Below are 20925 nucleotides of genomic sequence, written 5' to 3'. Positions count from 1 at the left end.
TGGCCGAGCCCAGGAGCACGATGGCGCCGTCGGCGACGTTGGCAAGGTTGATGTTGAGGGTCTGGCCCGGGGCTGCCGAGAGGAGGCTGGCGTTCACCAGGCTCAGGGGATTGGCCAGGGTTGCGATGCCGGTGATGTTGGAGCGCAGATGGCCGCCGTTGAGGGTGACGCCACCGCTGCCCAGCGCGGCGCCATTCTGGATCTCGAGGGTGCCGGTGAGCACGCTCGTGCCGCCAGAATAGGTGTTCGTGCCCGAGAGCGTGAGTGTCCCTGTACCCACCTTCGTGAGTAAGCCGCCGACGCCATTGATGGTGCCGGACACGGTGGTGTTCAGATTGTTGGAACCGACCGTCAGATTCTTTGCGCCGAGCGCGAAGGTTCCAGCGCCCTCGATAGAGCCGAAGGTGGTTCCGGCGCTGGTCAGGCCGGAAATGTCGAGGAGGCCGCCGGCATCGTTGACGACCCGGGCATTCCCGCCTGTGGCGTTGAACGAGAAATAGGTTCGTCCGGTGGCCTGGTTGGTGATGGTCGCCGAGCCGGCGCTGGAGCTGCCCTCGAAGGAGGTGGCGCCGTTGCCGAGATTGGTGATGGTTGCTGATGCCGCGGTGCTGCCGTTCTGGAAGCTGGTGACGCTGCCGTTGCCGTTCTGGATCGTCGCCGACCCGGCGCTGCTGCTGTCCCGGAACGTCACGCCGCTATAGGCGGGGGCCAGGGCATTGCTGATGTGAGCATCACCGGCGGTGGAGGTCTGAGTGAACTCCAGACCAGCCCCGAGGCTGGGCGTTGCATCCGCCGCGATCGTGATGGTCGACGAACCGGCGCTCGCCCCATTGCCGAAGGTCAGCCTGCTTGAGTCGTTGAGGGTGATCGGCGCAGCAGCGGCCGCCACGCCGGCGCCGACATAGCCCAGGAGCGCCATGTCGCCGTTGACAATTACGCTCCCAGATCCGAGGGCTCCGCTCGCAGCGGCAACAAGGGTGCCGCTGTTAACGATCGTGCCACCCGTATAGGTGCTGACCCCCGACAGCGTCAGGGTGCCCGCCCCTTGCTTCGTCAGTCCGCCGCCCGTACTGACGATACCTCCGGCAAAGGTCGTGTTGAGGGGTCCCCCGACTGTCAGGTGGTTGCCACCCAGCTTGATCATCGCGGCGGCCGTGCCGCTCAGGTCGCCGATCGTCTGGCTGGCTGATGCCGTTTCTATGTCGAACATCCCGCTGGTGATTGATAGAGGGCCGCTACCTGGGAGTGATCCTGCAGCGGACAGTCGCAGCGTACCTCCCTGGATGGTCGTTCCGCCAGTATAGGTATTCGCGGCTTCCAGTAACAGCAATGCGGGCCCTGTCTTGATCAATCCGCCCGCACCTCCGATGACGCCGCTCACGGCGAACTCGGAACCTGCCGCACTGCCGTTGAAGGTCGTGGTGTTCAGCAACTGCAGCGTCACGGTGTTCGTGAATTCTGCCGTCCGGAAGTAGCCGGCAGACGCAGGACCGTAGTTGATGCGCGGCGCGATCCCGGCGAGGATAAGGCTGCCATTCTGCACGACGTAGCGGGGGGTGCCGGCCGAGCCGCCGCCGCCCTGGAAGTCGAGCGTATTGACCGTGTATGTGCCGTTCAGGACCACCCCACGGCCCTCACTTGGCGTCGGGAAAACCGCGATCGCCGTTGCGCTGTTCGGGAAGCCGCCTTGCGCCCAAGCAGCCGGGTCGGTCCATGTGTTGCTGACCGTATTCCACGTAAAGGTCTGCGCCGCCGCCGGGCTGGCGTACAGCAGAGCCGCAGTTGAGACCGAGATCAGGAGGAGGGCAATACGGGGAGCACGCCGCTCACGGTCGGAAACAGGCGCAAAGCCCGCTGTAGGTCCGTGATGGTTGAAACGGTGAGCCATGCTGCCTCCTCGACGATGCCGAGGAGCAAATCAGCAACTCTCCCGGGCGCGGGAGTATTAAGAGGAAAAGCCTAGTCTTCCACTGTCAAACACTCTGGGACGAAGACATTTCAGAGATCTGTTACCTTGCGGCAACGCAGAGGAGGGGCGGGTCCTAGCAAGCGAAGGCCTCACGCCGATGGGAGCGTCGGCTCCTGGACGAGGCCTTGGTCGCCTGGGATTGCACTTGCGTGATCACCGCTCCCTCATCCAAGAATACGTCTGGCAGGACTATGACCTCTTTCCGGAATTTCTCGGCCTGACGAAGTTTCCGCCTGCTGGGAGGAAAAGCTGGATGGCCCGCTGCATTCCGTCACCGTCACCCATGCTCGCCTGATCCGGCCTGCCGAGATGCGAGCTGTAAATGGGGAATTTCGGCTGCAGTAGCTCTCGACGAACGCAATTCAACTCAGTTGAGGTTTGCTTCGATCAGATACCGCGACGCCTGCGAGGCTGGCGAGCCGGCCATCGGCGAGAGGGACGGCAATCGTGGCAAGACCGAACTGCTGGCAAGGCGGGCTGGACCCGCCCAGTTGGAGAAGGGCGCCTGATGGCAGCCACCCAGGAAATTTGATTCCTGATGGCGTCTACTTGGCAGCCCGTGACGCGTGACCAAGCGAGCGCAGAAGAGCTCCCTTCCATGCCCGTCTATTGAGCCGCTACGGTGCTGCCATTTTCAGGCGTCCCCGCTGTCCATTGGCGTGTCGCTCTGCCCGGCATGGGCGAGGAGGCCAGCGCGGCGTTTAACGGCCGCGCGGACCGATGTGATGAGTTGATCAGGAAAGCCGGAGGGCAGCGCGTCAATGACGGCGTCGGTGTGTTTCTCAGCGTTTGCGACGAGGTCTTCGAAGATCGAGCGCATCAGAGGGGCGCCGACACCGGCGAGCTTCGCGGTTTGAAGCAAGTGGCGCGGCGTGATGTTGTCGACGGGGTAATGACGGTTCTTGCCGACGGACATGGCGAGCTTGAATTTCTTTTGCTGGATCTGGCCAGCATCTAGGCTCGGCTGCGCGGTCAGCACATCATAAAGCGGGGTCAGGCGGAAACGCCCGCCGGGTCCCAAGGTGATGCTGAAGTTCTTCGCGTGCCCGTCCGTGGCGCCCAGCATCCAGAATAGGATGCATGCGCGCATGAAGGTGGCGATGTCCTGCTCCGGTGTGTCGCTGCCTTTCAGGAGCTGGATGATGTCGCGCATCCCCGGACCGCCATCAGACTGGTATTTGCGCGTGGGCGGCACGGACAATGCCTGGCAAATGTCTTCCTGCGGCAGGCGCAGCAGGCGGCCGTCATTCGTCCAGCGGCGGTCGAAGCGTTCGACGATGAGCGTGCGGCGGTCGCCGAAATCCGCGATCTCGGTGTGGGCTGTCGGCACGCCGAGGGCGGTGAGCAGCTTTAGGCAGAAGTATTCGTTCTCGACGCTGTTTGAGAGATCGATGCCGTTCGGCAGCTGGCCGATCTGCGGCTTGAGGATATGGGTGGTGGCAGTGGTCCCGGCGGGTTTGAACCACTGTCCGTCTGTGCGCAGCAGGGCGGTCTTTTCCTGCGCGCCCGCGATCGAGATACGGAAATCCTCGTCTTCGCCCATGCCGAGGGGGGCGGCAGCGAGGTTGTTGATGATGGCGGCGACGTCGTCGTCAGTGATGGGGGAGCCGTCGACGGCGCCGGCTCGACCGGGGTGGACGCCGTCCGGGAGGAATTGCAGTGCGCCGACGCAGTCATGGCCCAGGGCGGTCAGCAGGCTGTAGGCATCCGTGCCTCCTGCGCCGACGCGCTCGGCGACGCGCTTGCGGATCGCATCGCTGTCCGGCAGCAGGTTGTCGAAGACGTTGATGACGGGTGCGCCGATATAGCGGTCCTCGCGCAAAGGCAGGGAAAGCGAAACCGGGAAGGTGTTCTCCCAGGTGAGCCATTCCTCTGCGTACTGGAAGTCGATTGCGCCGGTGGATTCGCGGCGCAGCATGCCGACAAAGCGGCTATTCAGAAAGACATTGAGGGGCGTGTGGGCCCGGCGGCGCGCCATCAGAACAGCTCCTCGATGTCGGCGGCACTTGCCTTGCTCCGGGGGCGGACGACAAGTTCGAGGTCGAGAGCGGATAGCGCGGCCATCAGCGTGCGCAGCTGGACGGCGGGCTCGCCAGCCTCAAGACGGGAGACGGTGCCTTGCCGTAAATGAACGTGGTCACCGAGTGCGCCTTGCGTCAGGCCGGCATGCTTGCGGGCGCGGCGCAGGATGGCGCCGAGTTGTTTTTCATTGCGTGCGATCTGGTTGGTCATGTAGCCCTCCAGGAGCAATATACGTGAACGCGTATAGTATGTCGATATACGGCTTTGCGTATGAAAGCTTAATATACGCCCTTGCGTATAAATCTGAAATATACGCAAGTTCGTATCGCCAGTCACATGTCGGAACGGCTTTGCCAGGAAGCTTGGCGACTGCTTGCATGAGGATTTTATGTGAATAGCTAGAGGAACGCAGGCGTTGGCCAGTGTTGGGGCCAATCTTAGAGCCCAAACAGTCTCGCGCTCTGGTGGTCGCAGGCGACCCGTTCGACGGCATCCTGCGCGCCGCCGCGTCGACGGGCGCGGACCTCATCGTGATGGGAGCTCACCGCAAGCAGCTCCTGCGTGACATCCTCGTGGGAACAACCATTGAGCGCGTGATCCGCACGGGACCGCATCCGGTGTTGATGGTCAACGGATAGGCAGAGCGGCCCACCGGACGGCCCTGGCCCCGGTCGAATTGTCTGATCCGTCCGTGAGCGCCATCCGGACTGGCAAGGCCCTGGGATTGGCGGGCGACGCCCGGCTTACGCTCGTTCATGCCTTCCAGCCGCTCGCGAAAGGACAGACGTTCTATGCCAGGCTCAGCCCGGACACCATCGACCGGTACGTGGCCGACGAGCGTGTGCGGGCCACCAAGGAATTGATCGCGTTCCTGGAGGCAAACGGTCTCAATGATCATAGGCAACCGGTTCGCGCAGAGGAGGGCGCCCCGTTCGAGGTGATCTCCAAGACCGTGGAGCAATTGAAGCCCGATGTCCTGATCATCGGGACGCGCGGCCGCTCAGGCATCGCCCAGGTGCTCCTAGGGAGCGTCACCGAGGAGGTTCTAAGGTCCCTCAATGTCGACATCCTTGCCGTCCCGCCGATGCATTAACACCGCAGTGTCACCGCCGGAGATCCTCCCGGCGGTCGGCAAGCGATCGCCATTCACCGCCTAGGACTTTGCCATGTCCCGCCTGGCCGATGCTCTTGTGTCCGACAGGGCACGGACTAGATTCAACCATTGTGGGCAACCTCATGTCCGAACCAGAACATCCCGAATGCCGCCCCTTACCCCTGAGCAGTGCCGTGCCGCCCGTGGCCTCCTGGACTGGCCCCAGGAGGAACTCGCCGAACGAGCGGACGCCTCGCACAGCACCATCCACGACTTCGAGTTTTGACGGATGCACGAAAAACTACTCTTAAGCTTGTCCCAACACCAAACGGACGAGGACCCGCATGACGTGGGAGCTGGTCAGCCAGGTGGGATCGCCAACTTTTGCAGAGAACGCTTCCTTAGAGGCGAAGACCTGCGATTTCGCAAGAAATGAGGCCTCGTCCTTTGGCAGGTCGCCGGCGAAGTCGTTCGCGAAGGAAGCGGGATCAAGATAAAGGTATTGTCCGTCCTTCGTCTCGCGGATGTTCATGCCGCCGGCAGGCATTGAGCTGGCGAGGCTAAGCAGATTTTCACCTTTGTCCGGCTGAAAGGCCGCGATATAGACCAGACCCGCGACATTCCGATTGTGTCCGGCTTCGGTGATCACCATGCCGCCATAGCTGTGACCAACGAGCAGCGTTGGACCATCCTGCAGGTCCAGTACGCGGTTGGTCATAGCGATGTCGTCGTCCAGCGACGTGATCGGCTCCTGCACAATTGTGACGTTGAAGCCTCTCTTCTCAAGGATTTGGGTCGCTTTGCGCCAGCCGGAGCCATCGGCAAGCGCGCCATGCACAACAACAATATTCCTCACGTCTGCAGCGTGGGCTGCGAAAGCGATCACGCTGGTCGCGAGTACAAGTGCGAAGGTGGTGACATAACGGCGAGTCATAGGTGTAATTCCTGTGTTTGAGGTTGAGTTAAGAAGGCCGTTCAGCCAAAGGTGAAGGCGTAGGCCTCCGCGCCGGAATCGAGGAAACGGATCTCGAAGTTCCGCACCTCCACATGGCCGGACTGGCGGACGAGCTGGTAGAGCCTTGTCGAGCTCAAAGTGCCTTTGCCGTCGGCATCGATATCTGCACCATGGTCGGCTCCAGGTGTCCTGCCGTCGATCGTCACCTGGAATCGGACCGGTTTGCCGGACTCACCGGGGCCGAGAACGAGATGCAGGTCGCGGGCGCTGAACCGGTAGACGATACTGCCATTCGGTTGGTCGAGCGTGGCATGGTCTGCCCCGATGGTCCAAGTGCCGGAAAAGCCCCATTCGTTGAGGTTCGGCTTCTCGACCGTATATTCGCGGGCGGCGTCCGCGCGCAGGCTTTCCTTTGAAACAAAATTAGTGGCGCGCTTATAGCCGAGATAGGTTTCGCCCGATCGGATGTTCGTGAGATCCGGGCTGGCCTCCGCGCCCTTCGCATCCGGCGTCACCGGTGACCTTGTCGCCATCTCGCTGCCGGCTTCGTGCAGCAGGTCTTGGATCGCCTTCTCGGTCTGGCGATAGTTGCCTTCTCCGAAGTGATGGTAACGGATCTGCCCGTTAGCATCGATGAGATAATGAGCCGGCCAGTAACTGTTCTCAAAGGCGCGCCAGATCTTATAGTCGTTGTCGATCGCGACCGGATAGGTGATCTTGAAGTCCCCAACGGCTTGTCGGACATTGTTGATCTTCTTCTCGAAAGCGAATTCAGGAGCATGCACGCCAATCACGACAAGGCCTTGGTCCTTGTACTTCTCGGCCCAGGCGCGGACATAGGGCATTGTTCGGATGCAGTTGATGCAGGAATAGGTCCAGAAATCGACGAGCACGACCTTGCCACGAAGACCTTCCATCGTGAGTGGTGGCGAGTTCAGCCATTCGACTGCACCATTCAAGGACGGCGCACGCCCTTCGACCGGCAGGTTGCTGCGGAACGGCTGCTTCGTATCCGCAGTCACCATAGTGCTGTTGCTGGCGACTTCGGTCGGCACGTCGGCATTGGACTTTGCGTGTAATCGATCAAGCACTGCCTGTTCAAACGAGGCAGTGCTTGTGTAGGAAAGCCGTGCCAGAAGGCCGGTATCGAGGCCGAGAGCGATAGTGGCTACACCCGCAAGGACCGCAGCGCCAAGCACTTGGCGGATCCGTTCGCTGACCCCGAGCGAGCGTTTCATGCTGGCAAAGATCTCGCCCCCGACAAGCAATGCGACGGCGAGAGAGGTGGCAGCACCAGCTGCATAGGCGGTGAGCAGGAACGTGGTTTCGAGATTGGCGCCCTGCAGCGCAGCACCTGTCAGCACGAGGCCGAGGATAGGCCCTGCGCAGGGTGCCCAGAGCAGGCCGGTGGCAACACCAAGGACGAGTGAGTTAGCCACGGAGAGAGCGGAAAGGGATGGGCTGGAGGCATTCAGCAGGCGGTTGCCGAAATCCACGACTGGCTGGGTGACGGTGCTCGCAACGCGGGGCGACAGCAGGCTCACGCCAAAGACGGCAAGGAGCACAAGCGCGGCGAGGCGCCCGTATTCATTGGCATGGATCGCCCAGCTGCCGCCAACTGCTGCAAGCGTTGCAACCAGTGCGAACGTAGCGGCCATGCCGCAAAGCATGGGCAAGGTGCTTCGGAGGAAGGATTGTCCCGCGCGGGCGAAGACGAAGGGAAGGATAGGGAGGATGCAGGGGCTGACGATTGTCAGCGCACCTCCGAGATAGGCAATGATAAGAAGCGTCATCATCGTTTCCTTTGGAGCCGAGGGTTGAGCTCTGGTCGGCGATGGAGCTCGTCCAGCGGTCAGACCAATTTGGTCGACATGACGTATCCCGGATGTGTCCGGGTGCGGGAGGAAGTGTATCGAAGTGTAAGACCTATTGCAGACGGGAATGAGCCAAGCAGTCAGCCAGGGACAGCGGGCGGCCCGGTCTGCGGGACGGGTGTCGAATTGTATCGAAATGTATCCTGACGGCCCGATGATACATCAACATTCAATAGCGTACTGAATGGGACACACCAGCGGTACGTACTGCCGGTTTCTTCCGACCGTGATCAATCGAGGTCGGAGAGAAGTCTGTGTCCAATGAAGTCAACCACCAGCGCCGCCACTTCTTAGGTGCGGCCGCTATGACTGCCGCAGCGTTTCAAGTCGGCCTTGCCTCCTCGGCGAAGGCGCAGCCCGCGGCGCCTTCGTCGTCGGCCACTGCCAAGGCCAAGGCCCGTGCCCGTATGCCTTTCGAGGCTCTGAATCAGATCGACGCCGGCGTGCTGAATGTCGCTTATGCGGAAGCCGGTCCGGCGGACGGTCCGGCCGTCCTGCTACTGCATGGGTGGCCATACGACATCCACAGTTTCGTCGACGTCGCGCCGATCCTTGCTTCAGCCGGCCATCGCGTCATCATCCCCTACCTTCGCGGCTACGGCAAGACAAGATTCTTATTGAAGAGTACGCCACGCAATGGTCAGCAATCAGCTCTTGCTGCCGATATGATTGCACTAATGGACGCGCTCGGCATTGAAAAGGCGACTGTCGCCGGCTTCGACTGGGGCGCGCGTACCGTCAACATCATGGCGGCGTTGTGGCCGGAACGCTGCACGGCGATGGTGTCGGTAAGCGGTTATCTGATCGGGAGCCAGCAGGCGAATAAGAAGCCCCTGCCGCCGGCGGCAGAGCTTCCCTGGTGGTACCAGTTCTACTTCGCGACCGAGCGGGGTCGTCTCGGCTATGAGGCGAATACGCGCGAGTTTGCCAAGTTGATCTGGCGGACGGCATCTCCGACCTGGGCATTCGATGACGCGACCTTCGAGCGGTCAGCTGCCGCTTTCGACAATCCGGATCATGTCGCGATCGCCATTCACAACTATCGCTGGCGTCTTGGCCTTGCAGATGGAGAGACAAAATACGATGCCTATGAGGAAGAACTCGCTAAAGCTCCGATCATCATTGTTCCGACGATCACAATGGAGGGCGATGCCAATGGCGCGCCGCATCCTGATCCGGTACTCTATGCAAAGAAGTTCTCCGGGAAGTACGAACATCGGACCATCACCGGCGGCATCGGCCACAACCTCCCGCAAGAGGCGCCGCAGGCTTTTGCCCAAGCGGTTCTAGATGTTGCCACGTTTTAGGCGACTTCCGGTTAAGGCGAAGAGGAAATCTCCGCTTCGCGGCGGTCACTTCGAGGAGTAAAGAAGAGCGGAGTATATCGTCCTATCCAGCGAGGATTTTGAAGTGTCGTCTATGGAGCATGTCGACCATATTCTGATTGTCGACGACGATCGCGAGATCCGCGAACTGCTGTCGTCCTATCTGAGGAAGAACGGTTTGCGGGCAACAGGCGTGGCTGACGGCCGTCAGATGCGCACCTTCCTGGAAGCGAACGCTGTCGATCTGATCGTCCTCGACGTGATGATGCCAGGTGACGACGGACTTGTGCTCTGCCGCGAACTGCGTGCCGGCAGGCACAAGGCGATTCCGATCCTTATGCTGACGGCTCGCAGCGACGAAATGGATCGTATCATAGGCCTTGAGATGGGCGCCGATGACTATCTTGCCAAGCCCTTTGCTGCACGGGAACTGCTGGCACGGGTCAAGGCTGTGATGCGCCGAACGCGCATGCTCCCGCCCAACCTTCAGATCAGTGAGGCCGGACAGATGTTGGCTTTCGGCGATTGGCGGCTCGACACCGTTGGTCGCCATCTCCTTGACCGGCAGGGCACGGCGATCGCCTTGAGCGGTGCGGAGTACCGTCTGTTGCGAGTCTTCATTGACCATCCCCAGCGCGTTCTTAGTCGAGATCAACTCCTCAATCTGACCCAGGGCCGTGACGCTGACCTGTTCGATCGATCCATCGACCTTCTGGTCAGCCGCCTGCGTCAACGTCTCGGCGACGACGCGCGCGAGCCAACCTACATCAAGACAGTCCGCAGCGAGGGGTATGTACTTTCCACGCCAGTCGAAATTTTGGAGCCGCGGCCATGACGGGCGGCAAGCCAATTCGCTTATTAACATGGCCAAGCACGCTGCGTGCTCGAATCTTCTTCATCCTCCTCGTCGGGTTGGCAGTCGCTTATGGTCTCTCATTCGCCGTGCTCTACCTGGAACGCTACATATCGGCGAAGGCAGTGATGCTCGGTACGCTCGAGAAGGATGTCGCAACCTCGATCGCTGTTCTCGACCGGCTTCCGGTAAACGAGAGAGAAAACTTCATCGACTGGCTCAGCCGCGGCAGCTACCGGTTCGTGCTGGGTGAGGGGCTGAAAGGTGTGCCGGACACGTCACCCCGGAGCGCCGAGATTCTCTCAAGGATCGAGGAGGCGGTCGGCCATCGGTTTCCATTGCGGATCGAAGCCATTCCCGGCGATGTAGTGCGGCTTCAGGTCCATTTGACACTCAGCGACGGAAATCCGCTGACGATCGATATTACGCCGCGAGGCGTCATGCCGGTGGCTGATTGGCTGCCTTACGTTTTCTTCCTGCAGATGGTGCTGCTCGTCCTGTGCGCTTGGCTCGCCGTCCGGCAGACGATACGGCCTCTGGGCGCACTTGCTGCTGCCGCCGATGCGCTGGATCCGAGCCGGCCAGGGCCTGCTCTCAGCGAGGCGGGGCCGAGCGAAGTCGCCCATGCTGCCCGAGCCTTCAACGCGATGCGCGAGCGCATCGCTCACTATCTGGAAGAAAGAGTCCAGATTCTCGCAGCGATCTCTCACGACCTTCAGACACCCATTACGCGGATGCGGCTGCGCGCCGATTTAGCGGACGACTCGCCCGAGAAGGACAAACTCGTTAGCGATCTGGGCGAAGTTGAGCGGCTAGTGCAGGAAGGCATAGCCTATGCCCGTAGTTCGCACGGTCATGGCGAGAATGCCTCTCGTATTGATCTTCCGTCGTTCATTGACAGCATTGCATACGACTACCAGGATACCGGGAAAGCGGTCACTGTTCTCGGTGCTGTGCAGGGTACGGTCGTGACCAAGCGGCATGCATTGCGCCGCATTCTGACAAACTTCCTTGACAATGCCCTGAAATTTGCTGGCAGCGCCGAAATCGGAGTTGAGCGAAGAGACGGATACGTAGTTATCAAGGTACTGGATCGCGGGCCAGGTATACCGGAAAACAGGCTGGAAGCCGCCATGCAGCCCTTCTTCCGGCTGGAGCCGTCCCGTAATCGCGAGACCGGCGGTACAGGGCTTGGGCTTGCCATCGCCCAGCAGCTGGCGACGACAATCGGCGCTTCGGTTCGGATCTATAACCGTGTCGGTGGTGGACTGGTGGCAGAAGTGACCCTTCGTTGACGGGTGAACTAGGCACCTTGTACTGGACGATCTCCCGCTAGCTGGTTGTTACGCTTTGATACAGTTCTGGCGTTTCCAGAAATATGCCCGATACGTCGACCTTCCATATCACTTCCCGTCAGTAAATGTCGCTGTGAGCGACGGAACAAAGAGTGATTTATGACGAAGATCGAAAAGGTCCTTTACACCGGAAAGACCCACACGACTGGCGGGCGCGACGGCTTCACGCGCAGCGACGATGCACAGCTCGATGTCAAGCTGTCTCCTCCTGGCGCAGCCACGCCGGGTACCAATCCCGAACAGCTCTTCGCGGCTGGTTGGCCGGCCTGCTTCATCGGCGCAATGGGTCTCGCTGCGGGCAGGCCCAAGTTGAGGCTCCCTGCGGACACCGCTGTCGATGCGGAAGTCGACCTCGGCACCACGGATAGTGCCTATTTCCTGCAAGCCCGCTTGAATGTGAGCCTGCCGGGCCTCGAAAAGGAACTGGCCCGGGAGCTCATCGAGGAGGCCCATCGAACCTGCCCCTATTCCAAGGCGACACGAGGTAACATCAACGTAGAACTGAATGTCACGTGAGCGTCACTCCCCACCAACGGAGGTTTCGATGAAGCGCATCATTGCTGGCATGCTGGCGATCGGCATCCTTGCGGCACCTTGTGGTTATGACATAGTTTCACCAGAGCCATCGCCGCTCGCAGGCCTCTTCGCAATGTCAACGAGCTTGTTAAGTTACAACATTAGATTTGACGGCGTAGGCAGCCGATAGTCCGCGGAAAAGACTCCCACGACCAGGTACGACCTTGAATGAGGCGCTGTGCAGACAGCAGCCTCATTCGTCCGCTGCAACATTGTCGATGGAAGCTGCTTCAAGAAAAGAGACTGCCTCTAATGCCAACAAGTTTCCCTAGAGACGCAGCCAATTGAGCATTTTTCCAGGCGGAGACTGGTGGAGTTCTCTTGTCGCTTTCGACCGCGCCGGCGCAGTCTCATCTGGCGCCCGAGTGACCGATTCTCCAATGACCTGTTGCTGCTGACATGCCCGACATGTCTATGCTCTGGTGCGGCATTTGCTGTATCCCAGTTGTCGGCGAACAGGACGAGCACAGGCCCAACTTTTCCTATTCCGAGGGTGCCTCTCCAAGCATCCACGAGAAGGCAGTCCGGCAACTCCTCACAGATCCTTTCAGCCTCTAACGAGCCTGCACGACCGCATCCCAGTATGTCTTACTCGCGGTCATTTATAGACAGCTGGCCGCATGTTGCCGGAGCGACTGGATGTTGATGCGCGCCAGTATTCATACTGAGACCTATGGAACGGCCGCCGCGGCCGATAGTGGCCGGCGACGCCACATTAGCGTCCCTCCCGCCGATTCGCGTCGGCAGAGCGGATTGACCACTGTGCAGCAGGCATCACGTTCGATCCGCGAGCCATTGCGCCCATGAGTGACCAACGATGGAGCAGTAGCTCCGCACGCAGGAACATTTCCGTACACTGGGTAAGGGACAGAAGTACGCTCCTGATGCTTGTGTCTATCTGTCTGATTGCCGCAATCTTCGCGGTAGACACATTTGTCCATATCGAATTTGCGGTGGCCGTTCTCTACGTCGGCGTGGTGTTGATCTCCGCGATGTCCCGCGATAAGTCGACCGTTATCCTTGCTGGCGTTGGATGCTCGGCGCTCACGGTTCTGAGCTTAGTTCTGGTCCATCGGATCATGTTTCCTGATGCGGCTATTCTGAGAGCATTCATGAGCCTCGCTGCGAGTGGGATCACGACGAGTCTTAGCTTGAGGAACATCTCAACGAGAGAGCGCTTAGTCGTGATCGAATTGCAGCGCAAAAATCTCGCACGGTTCTTCTCTCCTCAGCTCGTGGACGAGCTCGCCGCGACTGACACGGCCCTTTCCGTCTATAGGAACCAGCGAGCGGCCGTATTGTTCGCCGATATGGTCGGCTTCACTGATTATGCATCGAGCAGGTCGCCTGAAGAGGTGATCACGCTTCTACGGGATCTGCAGAGCATCCTTGGCGATCGAGTCATTGCGAATAATGGCATGATTGACAAGTTCCTGGGCGACGGTTTGATCGCGGCATTCGGTCTCCCAAACGCGGGTACTCACGACGTCACCGATGCAGTTCGATGTGCGCTTGAAATGATCAGTGCAGTTGAAAGGTGGAACCGGCAGCGTATTCGTGTCGGGGAGCAGCCTCTCCGGGTTGCGATTGGCATCCATCACGGACAGGTGGTTCAGGGCGAAGTCGGCAGTAAAAGCAGACTGGAGCTCACCGTGGTCGGGGATACCGTGAACGTTGCAAGCCGTGTCGAATCCCTCTGCCGCGAGCTACACTTCGACCTCCTTGTCACTGGGGCGGTAATCGCCGAGCTGAGCGCGGAGGGCAGCGTCGCTTTGGCAAAAAGCTTCATCGACTTGGGTTTCCAGACGCTGCGCGGGCGCACGGCGCGAATCCGCCTTTCAGGTCTCCAGGGCGGACTAGAAGAGCAGAGATACGCCCACGATAGGCTCTTGATTCACTCTCGAAATCTCACGTTCAATGACGGGTTGTCTCGAGGATGATCTTACCCCACAATGTAGTGGCCATTGTGGACGATTACGCAGCCGTCTGAGCCGAGTGCCAACATGTGCTTCCGCGGCGGACGGTCCAGTCGATCGCTCTGGTGAGCAAAGCGAGTGCACAGTGTAGCTTCAACACGCGGTGATCAAGAAGATTTGCAGTGCGTTACATGTGACATAAATCGCCTCGACCTGTGTTGTGTGAGTCTCAGCGGCGATGGATCGCTGCGACGCCGATCTGCTCACTGCGACCTCTAATGGCATGCAAGCCGAGATCTTGAGCCGTGAATTCGCCAGGCAGCTTGCCAATGTGACCAAGGAGGTCGACTGAAGCCAGGACTGGTACGTCGAGGGTCTTGGACAAAATTTCTAGTCGTGCCGTGGTGTTTACGGCATCCCCGAAATAAGAGATTTTGTGCCGCTCGAATCCAATTTCGGCCACGACGACTGAGCCACAATGAAGAGCCGCCCGGAACCGCGGCACCTCTCCGAAGCGCGCCTCCCAAGTCGATGCGTTGTCCGTAATGGCTTTAGCAAAATCGAAGACGCAGCGAATGCACGCGGCGTCACGGGCGCCTCGGGGAACTGTCCACGTGACTAATGCCATGTCGCCGACATAATCATCGATCGATCCGCCCGAGCGCCGTACCGGGAGAGCCAGTGCATTGAAGATTTGCCCGAGATAGGCTTGAGCTGCCAGATCTCCGTGGCGGTCGGCAAAGCGAGCAGACCCTGAGACATCGAGAAACAGGAAAATGCGCTCCTCCTTGGTCGGACGATGGTAACGACCGAGCAGTAAGCTCATGAACAACCCTGGGCCGATTAGGTCACGCAAGCGGAACACAAACACAGTCACGGCCGCGGCGATGAGGGAGTAAACAAAACCCGACTGGGACATCATCATCGCGTCATGGGCATTGAGCATGTATCCGAAAAAGTGATGCAGCACAGTGCCAGCCACGGCATTGCCGAGCACGATTAACGCCGCGTAGGTGATGACAGTGACAAATACGAAGATTGGTGTCGCGGTGCCTCGGATCCGATTGCGCCACCTGGGGAAAAGGAATCCACGCTCGTAGAGCAGAATGGGTGCCCCGATCAGAATCCCGCGAATGGCCGAGTTCATCAGCGTCTCGACTTGGAACATTATTGAATACAAAACGCCGGCGAGCGCTCCAAGCGCAGGTGCAATAAGCCAGAACGAGAGGCGATGAAAATGCATGAGGGCCGGTGACAATAAATCCATTATCCGGGTGGATCCGGCAGGTCTGGTCCTATTAAACTATTTTCCTTGGCCACGATAGAACTTTGCCGCCACAACCAGAAGAGAACTTTGGATCCTGCGAGGTTGGCACTTAGGGATCTTCCCTCTGGTCACCCATTTGCCACAAGCCGGCAGCGAGCACTCCTGGTTTAATCCAAGGTGGGCTATGCCGTGAAAGCCTGAGGCTGCGAGATAGGATTAAATTGGCACGAGCAGGGGCGAATAGCTTTTTCGTAAAGGGATGTTCCAAAATACATTGATAATCGTTCGATAATCGGCCGCCCACGAACGCCGGTAGGATTCTCATACTGTCGCGTACAGAACATTGTTTCTGGACCCAAGCGACGCGACTGTCGTCGTTGGATGAATACATTCAACGCATCCTCTATATTGAGAGATTGTGAAAAGTGAGAACTCCCATCGGAACCCGCCTACGGGAAGTGAATCCGCAGGACCGCATGGGGAAGGCAGTGGAAATTGCTCAACTCAACGGCTACCCGACGAGCCAAGGGCTCGTTGGATAACGTGTAGGGGCTTTATGATAGGCGGACGAATTGTGCATTGAGGTTCTTAGGATCGAAGAGTGCTTGGAGCGTTACGGATCCAACGCTGCGTTTCTTGGCCTATTCTGGCCGTGTCCTGGAACGGATTTGACGCTAGGGTAGTATCAGTGTCGCAATCGGGAGTCACTGTTCGATCGTGCTCAATTCGAGCCGCTGGCTGAGGCCCACGTTTGTGAGAAACGTCTCATCATGGCTTACAAGCAGAATTGCTCCATCATAGGCCGTGAGGCCAGCCTCAATAGCCTCAATTGAGTCGATATCCAGATGGTTGGTGGGCTCGTCCAGGATGAGCAGCGGGGGTGGCTGCGTGCCGCCCAGCACACACGCGAGGCCAGCGCGCAGCATCTGTCCGCCACTTAGCGTGCTGACTCGTTGACGCGCTGCATCCGCTTTGAACAGGAAGCCAGCAAGAGACGCCCAGCACGTATTTTCGTTAGAGTCAGGGTTTAGGCGCATGAAATTGTCGAGGATTGATGTGTCTGGGTCAAGCACGCTGACGCTCTGATCAAGCATCGCGAAGTCGACCAGAACAGACACAGTGCCTTGGAATGCCTTTATTTCACCAGCGATGACCTTCAGCAGGGTCGTCTTGCCTGATCCATTAGGCCCGACGAGGGCGACACGCTCGGGCCCAGTTACTGAGAGCGACAAATCACGGATGACAGGATGATTGATATCGTAGCCTGCGGTGACGCTGTCCATTCTCAAGACCGCTCGGTTCGCCGGAAGACCCGTCGGAGGTAGAACGACGGACAACGTCTGTAAGCGTTCGATGCGGGCGCGGGCAGTCGCCACCGCTTCCAAGGCTTGGCTCCGCTGGTGCTCAGCAAGTCTTACGCTCTCGCCGCGGGTTGCTTCGGCGTTGTTTTTCCTCGCCCCGAGTAGAATTCGAGGCAGATCGCCGCGGGCGCCTTTCCGCCCCCCCGCGGCATCGCGACGATCTTTTCGTTCAGCTGCCACCTGAGCTTTGCGGTTGATCTCGGTCAACCGCTTCTCCGAGTGGGCCAAGTCATGGCGAGCCGCCTCCAACTCAGTTGCTTTTCGTTCGCGGTAATGATGCCAGTTGCCGCCATAGCGGGTTGCGCCCAGCGACGTCAGTTCGACGATTGCGTCCATGTGCTCGAGCAATTCTCGATCATGGCTAATGATGATCGCACCAGCCCGCCAACTGGCGAGAAGATTGATGACGGCCTTCCGCCCTGCTCGATCCAGGTTGTTTGTCGGCTCGTCCAGCAGCAAGAAATCCGGCTCTGAGAAGATAGCCGCCGCGAGACTGGCGCGGGTTCGTTGGCCACCGGAGAGTTCCGCCAGACGTCGATCCAGCTTAATTTCAAGTCCCACATGCGCGAGCGCGGTGGCAATACGGCCTTCGATTGTCCAATCTACTGTAGCCAACTCCTCAATAGTCGCCTCGCCCGCTTCTGCGCGGCGTAGGATCGCGAGTGCGTCGGCTGCCCCAAAGAGATCTGCGACCGTCTCCTGCGGGGCGACGTGAACCGCTTGCCTCGACAGACCAATGGTTCCACTAACAGAGACGCTGCCCCCGAGCGGTTGGAGATCCCCGGCAATCATTTTTAGCAATGTGCTCTTACCGACGCCGTTTCTGCCAACAATTCCTGTGCGCTCTCGGCCAAAGTTGAGGTCAAGATCCGAAAAGAGAGGGCGGTTATCCTGGGTCGCCCAAGTGAGACGGGAGAGAGTAATGGACGACATTATTAAGAATCCTTGTTGAATTCCGAATATCGGCACTGTATCGTGCTGTTAACAGGGCCGGCTAGGAAACGCAACGCGGCCGCGCCGTTTATTCATGAAACAGAATTTCAATTTTGGTCAGCGATGGGTGCAAATGGGCGCAGAGTTGGCGGACGGCCAACTAAGGAACAAGCGGCAGCTCTGGACAATCTTGTCCTCGATGGTGCTCGAACGCTCTTCTGCCAAAAGGGTGTGTCACACAGTTCGGTGGAAGAAATCGCTGTGCACCTCGGGGTCTCAAAGCACACTATCTATCGCCGGTTTTCGAACAAGGCAGCTCTGCTGGATGCAGTCGTTCAGCGGGACATCCGTCGATTTTGCTCGGAGTTACTGTCGGTGTCTCGAGACACCATTGATCCTCTTGAGGCCGTCCGGCGAACCGCACAGCGCTACTTTGAGTTCGGATCGTCACGCGACTATGCAGCATTCTACCTCTCAGTCAGTGCCGAGGCTGCATTCTCACCTACACTCCGTAAAAGGCTTTCGGAGTGGTCACAGGCGGCTCTTCAGCCGCTGATCGACACGATCAGCGCAGCACAAGCCGCTGGGGTTATTGGGGCCGGGGAGCCGGGCACAATCTGCGAAATCTTGGTAGACCTTTTGGAAGGTGCCAACAATCGCGTGCGTCTTCGGGATGAAGCGTCGTGTGACGAGCGAACGCCGCAACAACTGTTTGATCAACGCTGGGCTGTGTTCGTTGTGGCGACACGAGGAGATCTTCGGAATCTCGCACCGATTAGTGGGCGAGCCGATGGCACGAAGAGCGGCTGATCAATTGGACGATGCTCCCATAGTAGAGGCACTAGAGCCGGGAACATGCGGACGCATGCCTGGGATTATCCGGACGGCCCAATAAGTGTCGTAGGTAGGCACCCAATACAGATTAGCTCGGCGGCAAGGCCGCTTTCTTGGAATGCACCAAATCAACGACACTGTTCGGCGATATACGCCTAAGTCCGGCACCCTTCTCAATCAGGGCCCGTGGGGAAACAAGAGGATCATCGAAACAGGTGCATGGTAACCGCTTTTCTCAGTGTTGCTAATGTTGCAGCGAGATAGGGCTTCGAAAACTCAAAAGGAGCCGCGGTCGCACAGCCTCGCACAACCAACGGAATACTCTGTGTACGGCGTGCTAGTTCTGCCCCGTTGATCTGTGAAACCAAAGAAAACGTCATGACAGATGTCGATAGATCGAACCCTTGGCCACAATGCTTAACAACGCGTTCACGAGGTTTGAGCCGGACCGTGATGGCAAGCTCAATTCTGATGAGTTCGAAGTTTTCAATGCGATCCCAAGCCTGAAATCGTCATCAGCGAAGATGCGCAGCCAACGGTTGATTATTGCCAAGTCATAGATCGTGATGCGAACAAAAATGATCATTGCCAGTTTCAGGCGTATATCACGCAATCTAACAGGCTCTAACTGGACGAATGCCATGGGATAGCTAATCCTCCCAGCTCACGCCGGACGGATGAATCGTGCCGGCCATGGCAAATGCGCGATCGCCGCTCGAACCATATCAGAGGGCGAAATGCTCGCGGGTGAGGGATGGAACGGAACCATGCTGGAAGTTACCGCTCGCCAATTGGTGCGTGAGTCGGAGGATGCCTGGAACACTAGAAACTTGGACGCCATCGCCCTGAGTCACACGATTGGATGTCAATGGCGATGCCGTTCCGATCATATCTGGGGCCGTGAACAAGTTCGTGCATACATTGGCCGTCGTTGGCGTCGAGAGTTCGAGTTTCGCCTCCTGAATGAGCTATGGGCGTGGAACAGTAACCGGATTGCGGTGCGATTTGCGTGCGAGTTCCGAGACGACAGCGGAACTTGGTACCGGGTCTACGGAAATGAGAATTGCCTTTGCGACGACCATGGTCTCGTCAGCCTGCGTCTGACAAATGCAAATGAGCATCCGATCGAGGAATATGAGCGCAAGCTCCGCTGGGATGTGGGGGGGCGGCCAGCCGATTACCCATCGCTCCTCGAACTCGGGCTTTAGTCGAGTACCCGACCCCGCGTCTCGGGCAGAAGCGCCGCGGCAAGAATGACGAGCCCATAGGCAGTGCCGACAGCGATGCTTAGGGCCAGATCAATCCCAATGTGGCCAGCACTAGTGCCGATCAGCAACGGCGATAAACCTGCCACTCCGCGGCCGAAATTGTAGCAAAACCCTAGGCCTGAACCACGCACATTGGTCGAGAACAACTCTGACAGCACGGGGCCAGTAACACTAAACATGCCCAGGGCGACGAAGCCGAGCGGGAAGCTGAAGAACAAAAGCATCCGGTCTGACGCGCCGAACTGCGCATATGCCAAGACCATAGCTATTCCCCCGAGCGCAAAAACAGCCAGGGTCGTGCGCCGTCCGGCGCGGTCACCGGACCATGCGCCGAACACATAACCGCCCATAGCGCCAGCAAGCAGCGAAACGAAATATCGGCTATCGCCCGTCAGCGATATTCCACGTTCCGCCAGCAGCATTGTCGGCCACCAGGTCGCCAAAGCCCAATAGCCACCATGCACACCGGTAGCCAACAGGCATCCGAGCAGGGTCGACCGACGCACGTCGCCGGTGAAAATGTGGTGCCAGGACGTCTTACGCCGCCCGCCCACAAACATCTCGGGCTCGGTCAATTTACGTCGGAATGCGAAAAGAACGATGGCAGGGATGCTTGCCGCGATGAATGCGATCCGCCATCCAATATCTGGTCCGTAAGTTGCCAGCGTTACGGCGGACACTGCCGCCGCCAGTCCCCATCCAACAACCCAGGCGCTTTGGACGATCCCGACAACGCGGGCGCGCGACTTACTCGATGCCATTTCCGCGATAAAGACCGCCCCGACTGCCCATTCGCCACCGAAGCCGAGGCCCTGCAAAGCACGCGCGACGAACAATTCTTCCACATTGCGCGCCAATCCGCATAAAGAGGTTGCAACCGCAAAGCAAAAGATCGTGATTGTCAGCATCCGCGCGCGGCCGAAGCGATCTGCAAGCAAGCCGCCCATCCAGCCGCCTAATGCGGACGAGATGAGTGTGACGGTGGTCAGCAATCCCGCCTCGCTATGGCTTAGTCCCCAAGCGCTGAGCAGCACCGGCAGGACAAAGGCATAGATCTGAACGTCCATCGCATCGAGGCCGAACCCGGCATAGGATGTCCAGAAGGCGCGGCGGGTTCTCCCATCCATCGTGCGATACCAGAGGGGCCCATAGCGCCGATAGACCATGACTTTGCATTCCTGTATAGAAACTTACCGGCCAGATCGCCGCCAGCTCACAACGTCTAGCAGGGACTAACGTGAGACCGGCGATGTCGGCGCGATATATTCGGCCCGCGTGGGAGCGCGTCATGCACTGCCGGAAGAACGCTGGTTTGACAAGAGCT

General features: G+C 59.0%; 18 protein-coding genes and 3 pseudogenes. 12 read left to right on the top strand and 9 right to left on the bottom strand.

What is annotated here, in order from left to right:
• On the bottom strand, positions 1 to 1888 hold a 1888-nt coding region (locus tag LJD17_RS22845; protein WP_227386504.1), incomplete at its 3' end, for an autotransporter-associated beta strand repeat-containing protein.
• A 178-nt stretch (positions 1889 to 2066) separates the two neighbouring features.
• Between LJD17_RS22845 and LJD17_RS22840 the strand changes: the two are divergent.
• A pseudogene (locus LJD17_RS22840) lies at positions 2067 to 2314 on the top strand (hypothetical protein).
• Between the two features lie 289 nt (positions 2315 to 2603).
• On the opposite strand, the gene LJD17_RS22835 reads toward LJD17_RS22840, so the two are convergent.
• Together LJD17_RS22835 and LJD17_RS22830 are read right to left on the bottom strand one after the other, a co-directional pair.
• Positions 2604 to 3947 carry a type II toxin-antitoxin system HipA family toxin gene (locus LJD17_RS22835; protein ID WP_227386503.1) on the bottom strand — a complete coding sequence of 448 codons (1344 nt, stop codon included), beginning with the start codon at positions 3945 to 3947 and terminating at the stop codon, positions 2604 to 2606.
• Entirely contained in the window at positions 3947 to 4201 is a 255-nt protein-coding gene (locus tag LJD17_RS22830) for a helix-turn-helix domain-containing protein (RefSeq protein ID WP_227386502.1), read from the bottom strand. The genes LJD17_RS22835 and LJD17_RS22830 overlap by 1 nt, the downstream gene beginning before the upstream one ends.
• Before the next feature lie 212 nt (positions 4202 to 4413).
• On the opposite strand from LJD17_RS22830, the gene LJD17_RS22825 reads away from it, so the two are divergent.
• The 3 genes and pseudogenes from LJD17_RS22825 to LJD17_RS22815 form a co-directional block, all read left to right on the top strand.
• Positions 4414 to 4629, top strand: coding sequence for a universal stress protein (locus LJD17_RS22825; protein ID WP_227386501.1), 216 nt, complete (start codon positions 4414 to 4416; stop codon positions 4627 to 4629).
• A 53-nt stretch (positions 4630 to 4682) separates the two neighbouring features.
• Positions 4683 to 5084 carry a universal stress protein gene (locus LJD17_RS24305; RefSeq protein WP_319799727.1) on the top strand — a complete coding sequence of 134 codons (402 nt, stop codon included), beginning with the start codon at positions 4683 to 4685 and terminating at the stop codon, positions 5082 to 5084.
• Positions 5085 to 5250: 166 nt separating this feature from the next.
• Positions 5251 to 5364: pseudogene (locus tag LJD17_RS22815) on the top strand (transcriptional regulator); the annotation flags it as partial.
• Positions 5365 to 5442: 78 nt separating this feature from the next.
• On the opposite strand, the pseudogene LJD17_RS22810 reads toward LJD17_RS22815, so the two are convergent.
• Positions 5443 to 6018 (bottom strand): annotated as a pseudogene (locus LJD17_RS22810) (alpha/beta fold hydrolase); the annotation flags it as partial.
• A gap of 41 nt (positions 6019 to 6059) precedes the next feature.
• Positions 6060 to 7832, bottom strand: a complete 1773-nt coding sequence (locus tag LJD17_RS22805; protein ID WP_227386510.1) for a cytochrome c biogenesis protein DipZ — start codon at positions 7830 to 7832, stop codon at positions 6060 to 6062.
• A 335-nt stretch (positions 7833 to 8167) separates the two neighbouring features.
• On the opposite strand from LJD17_RS22805, the gene LJD17_RS22800 reads away from it, so the two are divergent.
• From LJD17_RS22800 to LJD17_RS22775, 6 genes are all read left to right on the top strand, one after another.
• Positions 8168 to 9220 (top strand): alpha/beta fold hydrolase, encoded by a 1053-nt coding sequence (locus LJD17_RS22800; protein WP_227386499.1) that lies wholly within the window; start codon positions 8168 to 8170, stop codon positions 9218 to 9220.
• 112 nt (positions 9221 to 9332) lie between these two features.
• Positions 9333 to 10073, top strand: coding sequence for a response regulator (locus LJD17_RS22795; RefSeq protein ID WP_227386498.1), 741 nt, complete (start codon positions 9333 to 9335; stop codon positions 10071 to 10073).
• Positions 10070 to 11386, top strand: coding sequence for a sensor histidine kinase (locus LJD17_RS22790; protein WP_227386497.1), 1317 nt, complete (start codon positions 10070 to 10072; stop codon positions 11384 to 11386). Before LJD17_RS22795 ends, LJD17_RS22790 begins: the two co-directional genes overlap by 4 nt.
• Before the next feature lie 159 nt (positions 11387 to 11545).
• Positions 11546 to 11962, top strand: coding sequence for an organic hydroperoxide resistance protein (locus LJD17_RS22785; RefSeq protein WP_227386496.1), 417 nt, complete (start codon positions 11546 to 11548; stop codon positions 11960 to 11962).
• 28 nt (positions 11963 to 11990) lie between these two features.
• Positions 11991 to 12152, top strand: a complete 162-nt coding sequence (locus LJD17_RS22780) for a hypothetical protein (protein ID WP_227386495.1) — start codon at positions 11991 to 11993, stop codon at positions 12150 to 12152.
• Between the two features lie 754 nt (positions 12153 to 12906).
• Entirely contained in the window at positions 12907 to 13962 is a 1056-nt protein-coding gene (locus tag LJD17_RS22775) for an adenylate/guanylate cyclase domain-containing protein (RefSeq protein ID WP_227386494.1), read from the top strand.
• A 205-nt stretch (positions 13963 to 14167) separates the two neighbouring features.
• Here the strand turns inward: LJD17_RS22775 and LJD17_RS22770 are convergent, their stop codons facing one another.
• Together LJD17_RS22770 and LJD17_RS22765 are read right to left on the bottom strand one after the other, a co-directional pair.
• Positions 14168 to 15181 (bottom strand): adenylate/guanylate cyclase domain-containing protein, encoded by a 1014-nt coding sequence (locus tag LJD17_RS22770; protein ID WP_406600868.1) that lies wholly within the window; start codon positions 15179 to 15181, stop codon positions 14168 to 14170.
• Between the two features lie 728 nt (positions 15182 to 15909).
• Positions 15910 to 17502, bottom strand: a complete 1593-nt coding sequence (locus LJD17_RS22765; RefSeq protein WP_227386509.1) for an ABC-F family ATP-binding cassette domain-containing protein — start codon at positions 17500 to 17502, stop codon at positions 15910 to 15912.
• 120 nt (positions 17503 to 17622) lie between these two features.
• Here LJD17_RS22765 and LJD17_RS22760 point away from each other — a divergent pair, with 120 nt between their 5' ends.
• Positions 17623 to 18309 (top strand): TetR/AcrR family transcriptional regulator, encoded by a 687-nt coding sequence (locus tag LJD17_RS22760; RefSeq protein WP_227386508.1) that lies wholly within the window; start codon positions 17623 to 17625, stop codon positions 18307 to 18309.
• A 400-nt stretch (positions 18310 to 18709) separates the two neighbouring features.
• Here the strand turns inward: LJD17_RS22760 and LJD17_RS22755 are convergent, their stop codons facing one another.
• A complete protein-coding gene (locus LJD17_RS22755) occupies positions 18710 to 18976 on the bottom strand; it encodes a hypothetical protein (RefSeq protein ID WP_227386492.1) in 267 nt (88 codons plus the stop codon).
• 34 nt (positions 18977 to 19010) lie between these two features.
• On the opposite strand from LJD17_RS22755, the gene LJD17_RS22750 reads away from it, so the two are divergent.
• Entirely contained in the window at positions 19011 to 19541 is a 531-nt protein-coding gene (locus tag LJD17_RS22750; protein ID WP_319799725.1) for a DUF1348 family protein, read from the top strand.
• Here the strand turns inward: LJD17_RS22750 and LJD17_RS22745 are convergent.
• On the bottom strand, positions 19538 to 20728 hold the full coding sequence (locus LJD17_RS22745; RefSeq protein WP_227386506.1) for an MFS transporter: 1191 nt from the start codon (positions 20726 to 20728) through the stop codon (positions 19538 to 19540). The two genes, LJD17_RS22750 and LJD17_RS22745, sit on opposite strands and share 4 nt — an antisense overlap.
• Positions 20729 to 20925 lie beyond the last annotated feature (197 nt).

The sequence above is a fragment of the Microvirga rosea genome (assembly GCF_020595095.1).
Classification (GTDB): Bacteria; Pseudomonadota; Alphaproteobacteria; order Rhizobiales; family Beijerinckiaceae; genus Microvirga; species Microvirga rosea.
Note: the sequence above shows the minus strand (reverse complement) of the source record. Positions and strands in the feature narration are given on the sequence as shown.

Excerpts from the sequence above, each read along its gene's own strand:
- LJD17_RS22835 (WP_227386503.1), bottom strand. The coding sequence starts at position 3,947 with ATGGCGCGCCGCCGGGCCCACACGCCCCTCAATGTCTTTCTGAATAGC.
- LJD17_RS22830 (WP_227386502.1), bottom strand. The coding sequence starts at position 4,201 with ATGACCAACCAGATCGCACGCAATGAAAAACAACTCGGCGCCATCCTG.
- LJD17_RS22805 (WP_227386510.1), bottom strand. The coding sequence starts at position 7,832 with ATGACGCTTCTTATCATTGCCTATCTCGGAGGTGCGCTGACAATCGTC.
- LJD17_RS22795 (WP_227386498.1), top strand. The coding sequence starts at position 9,333 with ATGGAGCATGTCGACCATATTCTGATTGTCGACGACGATCGCGAGATC.
- LJD17_RS22790 (WP_227386497.1), top strand. The coding sequence starts at position 10,070 with ATGACGGGCGGCAAGCCAATTCGCTTATTAACATGGCCAAGCACGCTG.
- LJD17_RS22785 (WP_227386496.1), top strand. The coding sequence starts at position 11,546 with ATGACGAAGATCGAAAAGGTCCTTTACACCGGAAAGACCCACACGACT.
- LJD17_RS22780 (WP_227386495.1), top strand. The coding sequence starts at position 11,991 with ATGAAGCGCATCATTGCTGGCATGCTGGCGATCGGCATCCTTGCGGCA.
- LJD17_RS22775 (WP_227386494.1), top strand. The coding sequence starts at position 12,907 with ATGCTTGTGTCTATCTGTCTGATTGCCGCAATCTTCGCGGTAGACACA.
- LJD17_RS22770 (WP_406600868.1), bottom strand. The coding sequence starts at position 15,181 with ATGCATTTTCATCGCCTCTCGTTCTGGCTTATTGCACCTGCGCTTGGA.
- LJD17_RS22760 (WP_227386508.1), top strand. The coding sequence starts at position 17,623 with ATGGGTGCAAATGGGCGCAGAGTTGGCGGACGGCCAACTAAGGAACAA.
- LJD17_RS22755 (WP_227386492.1), bottom strand. The coding sequence starts at position 18,976 with ATGGCATTCGTCCAGTTAGAGCCTGTTAGATTGCGTGATATACGCCTG.
- LJD17_RS22750 (WP_319799725.1), top strand. The coding sequence starts at position 19,011 with ATGAATCGTGCCGGCCATGGCAAATGCGCGATCGCCGCTCGAACCATA.
- LJD17_RS22745 (WP_227386506.1), bottom strand. The coding sequence starts at position 20,728 with ATGGATGGGAGAACCCGCCGCGCCTTCTGGACATCCTATGCCGGGTTC.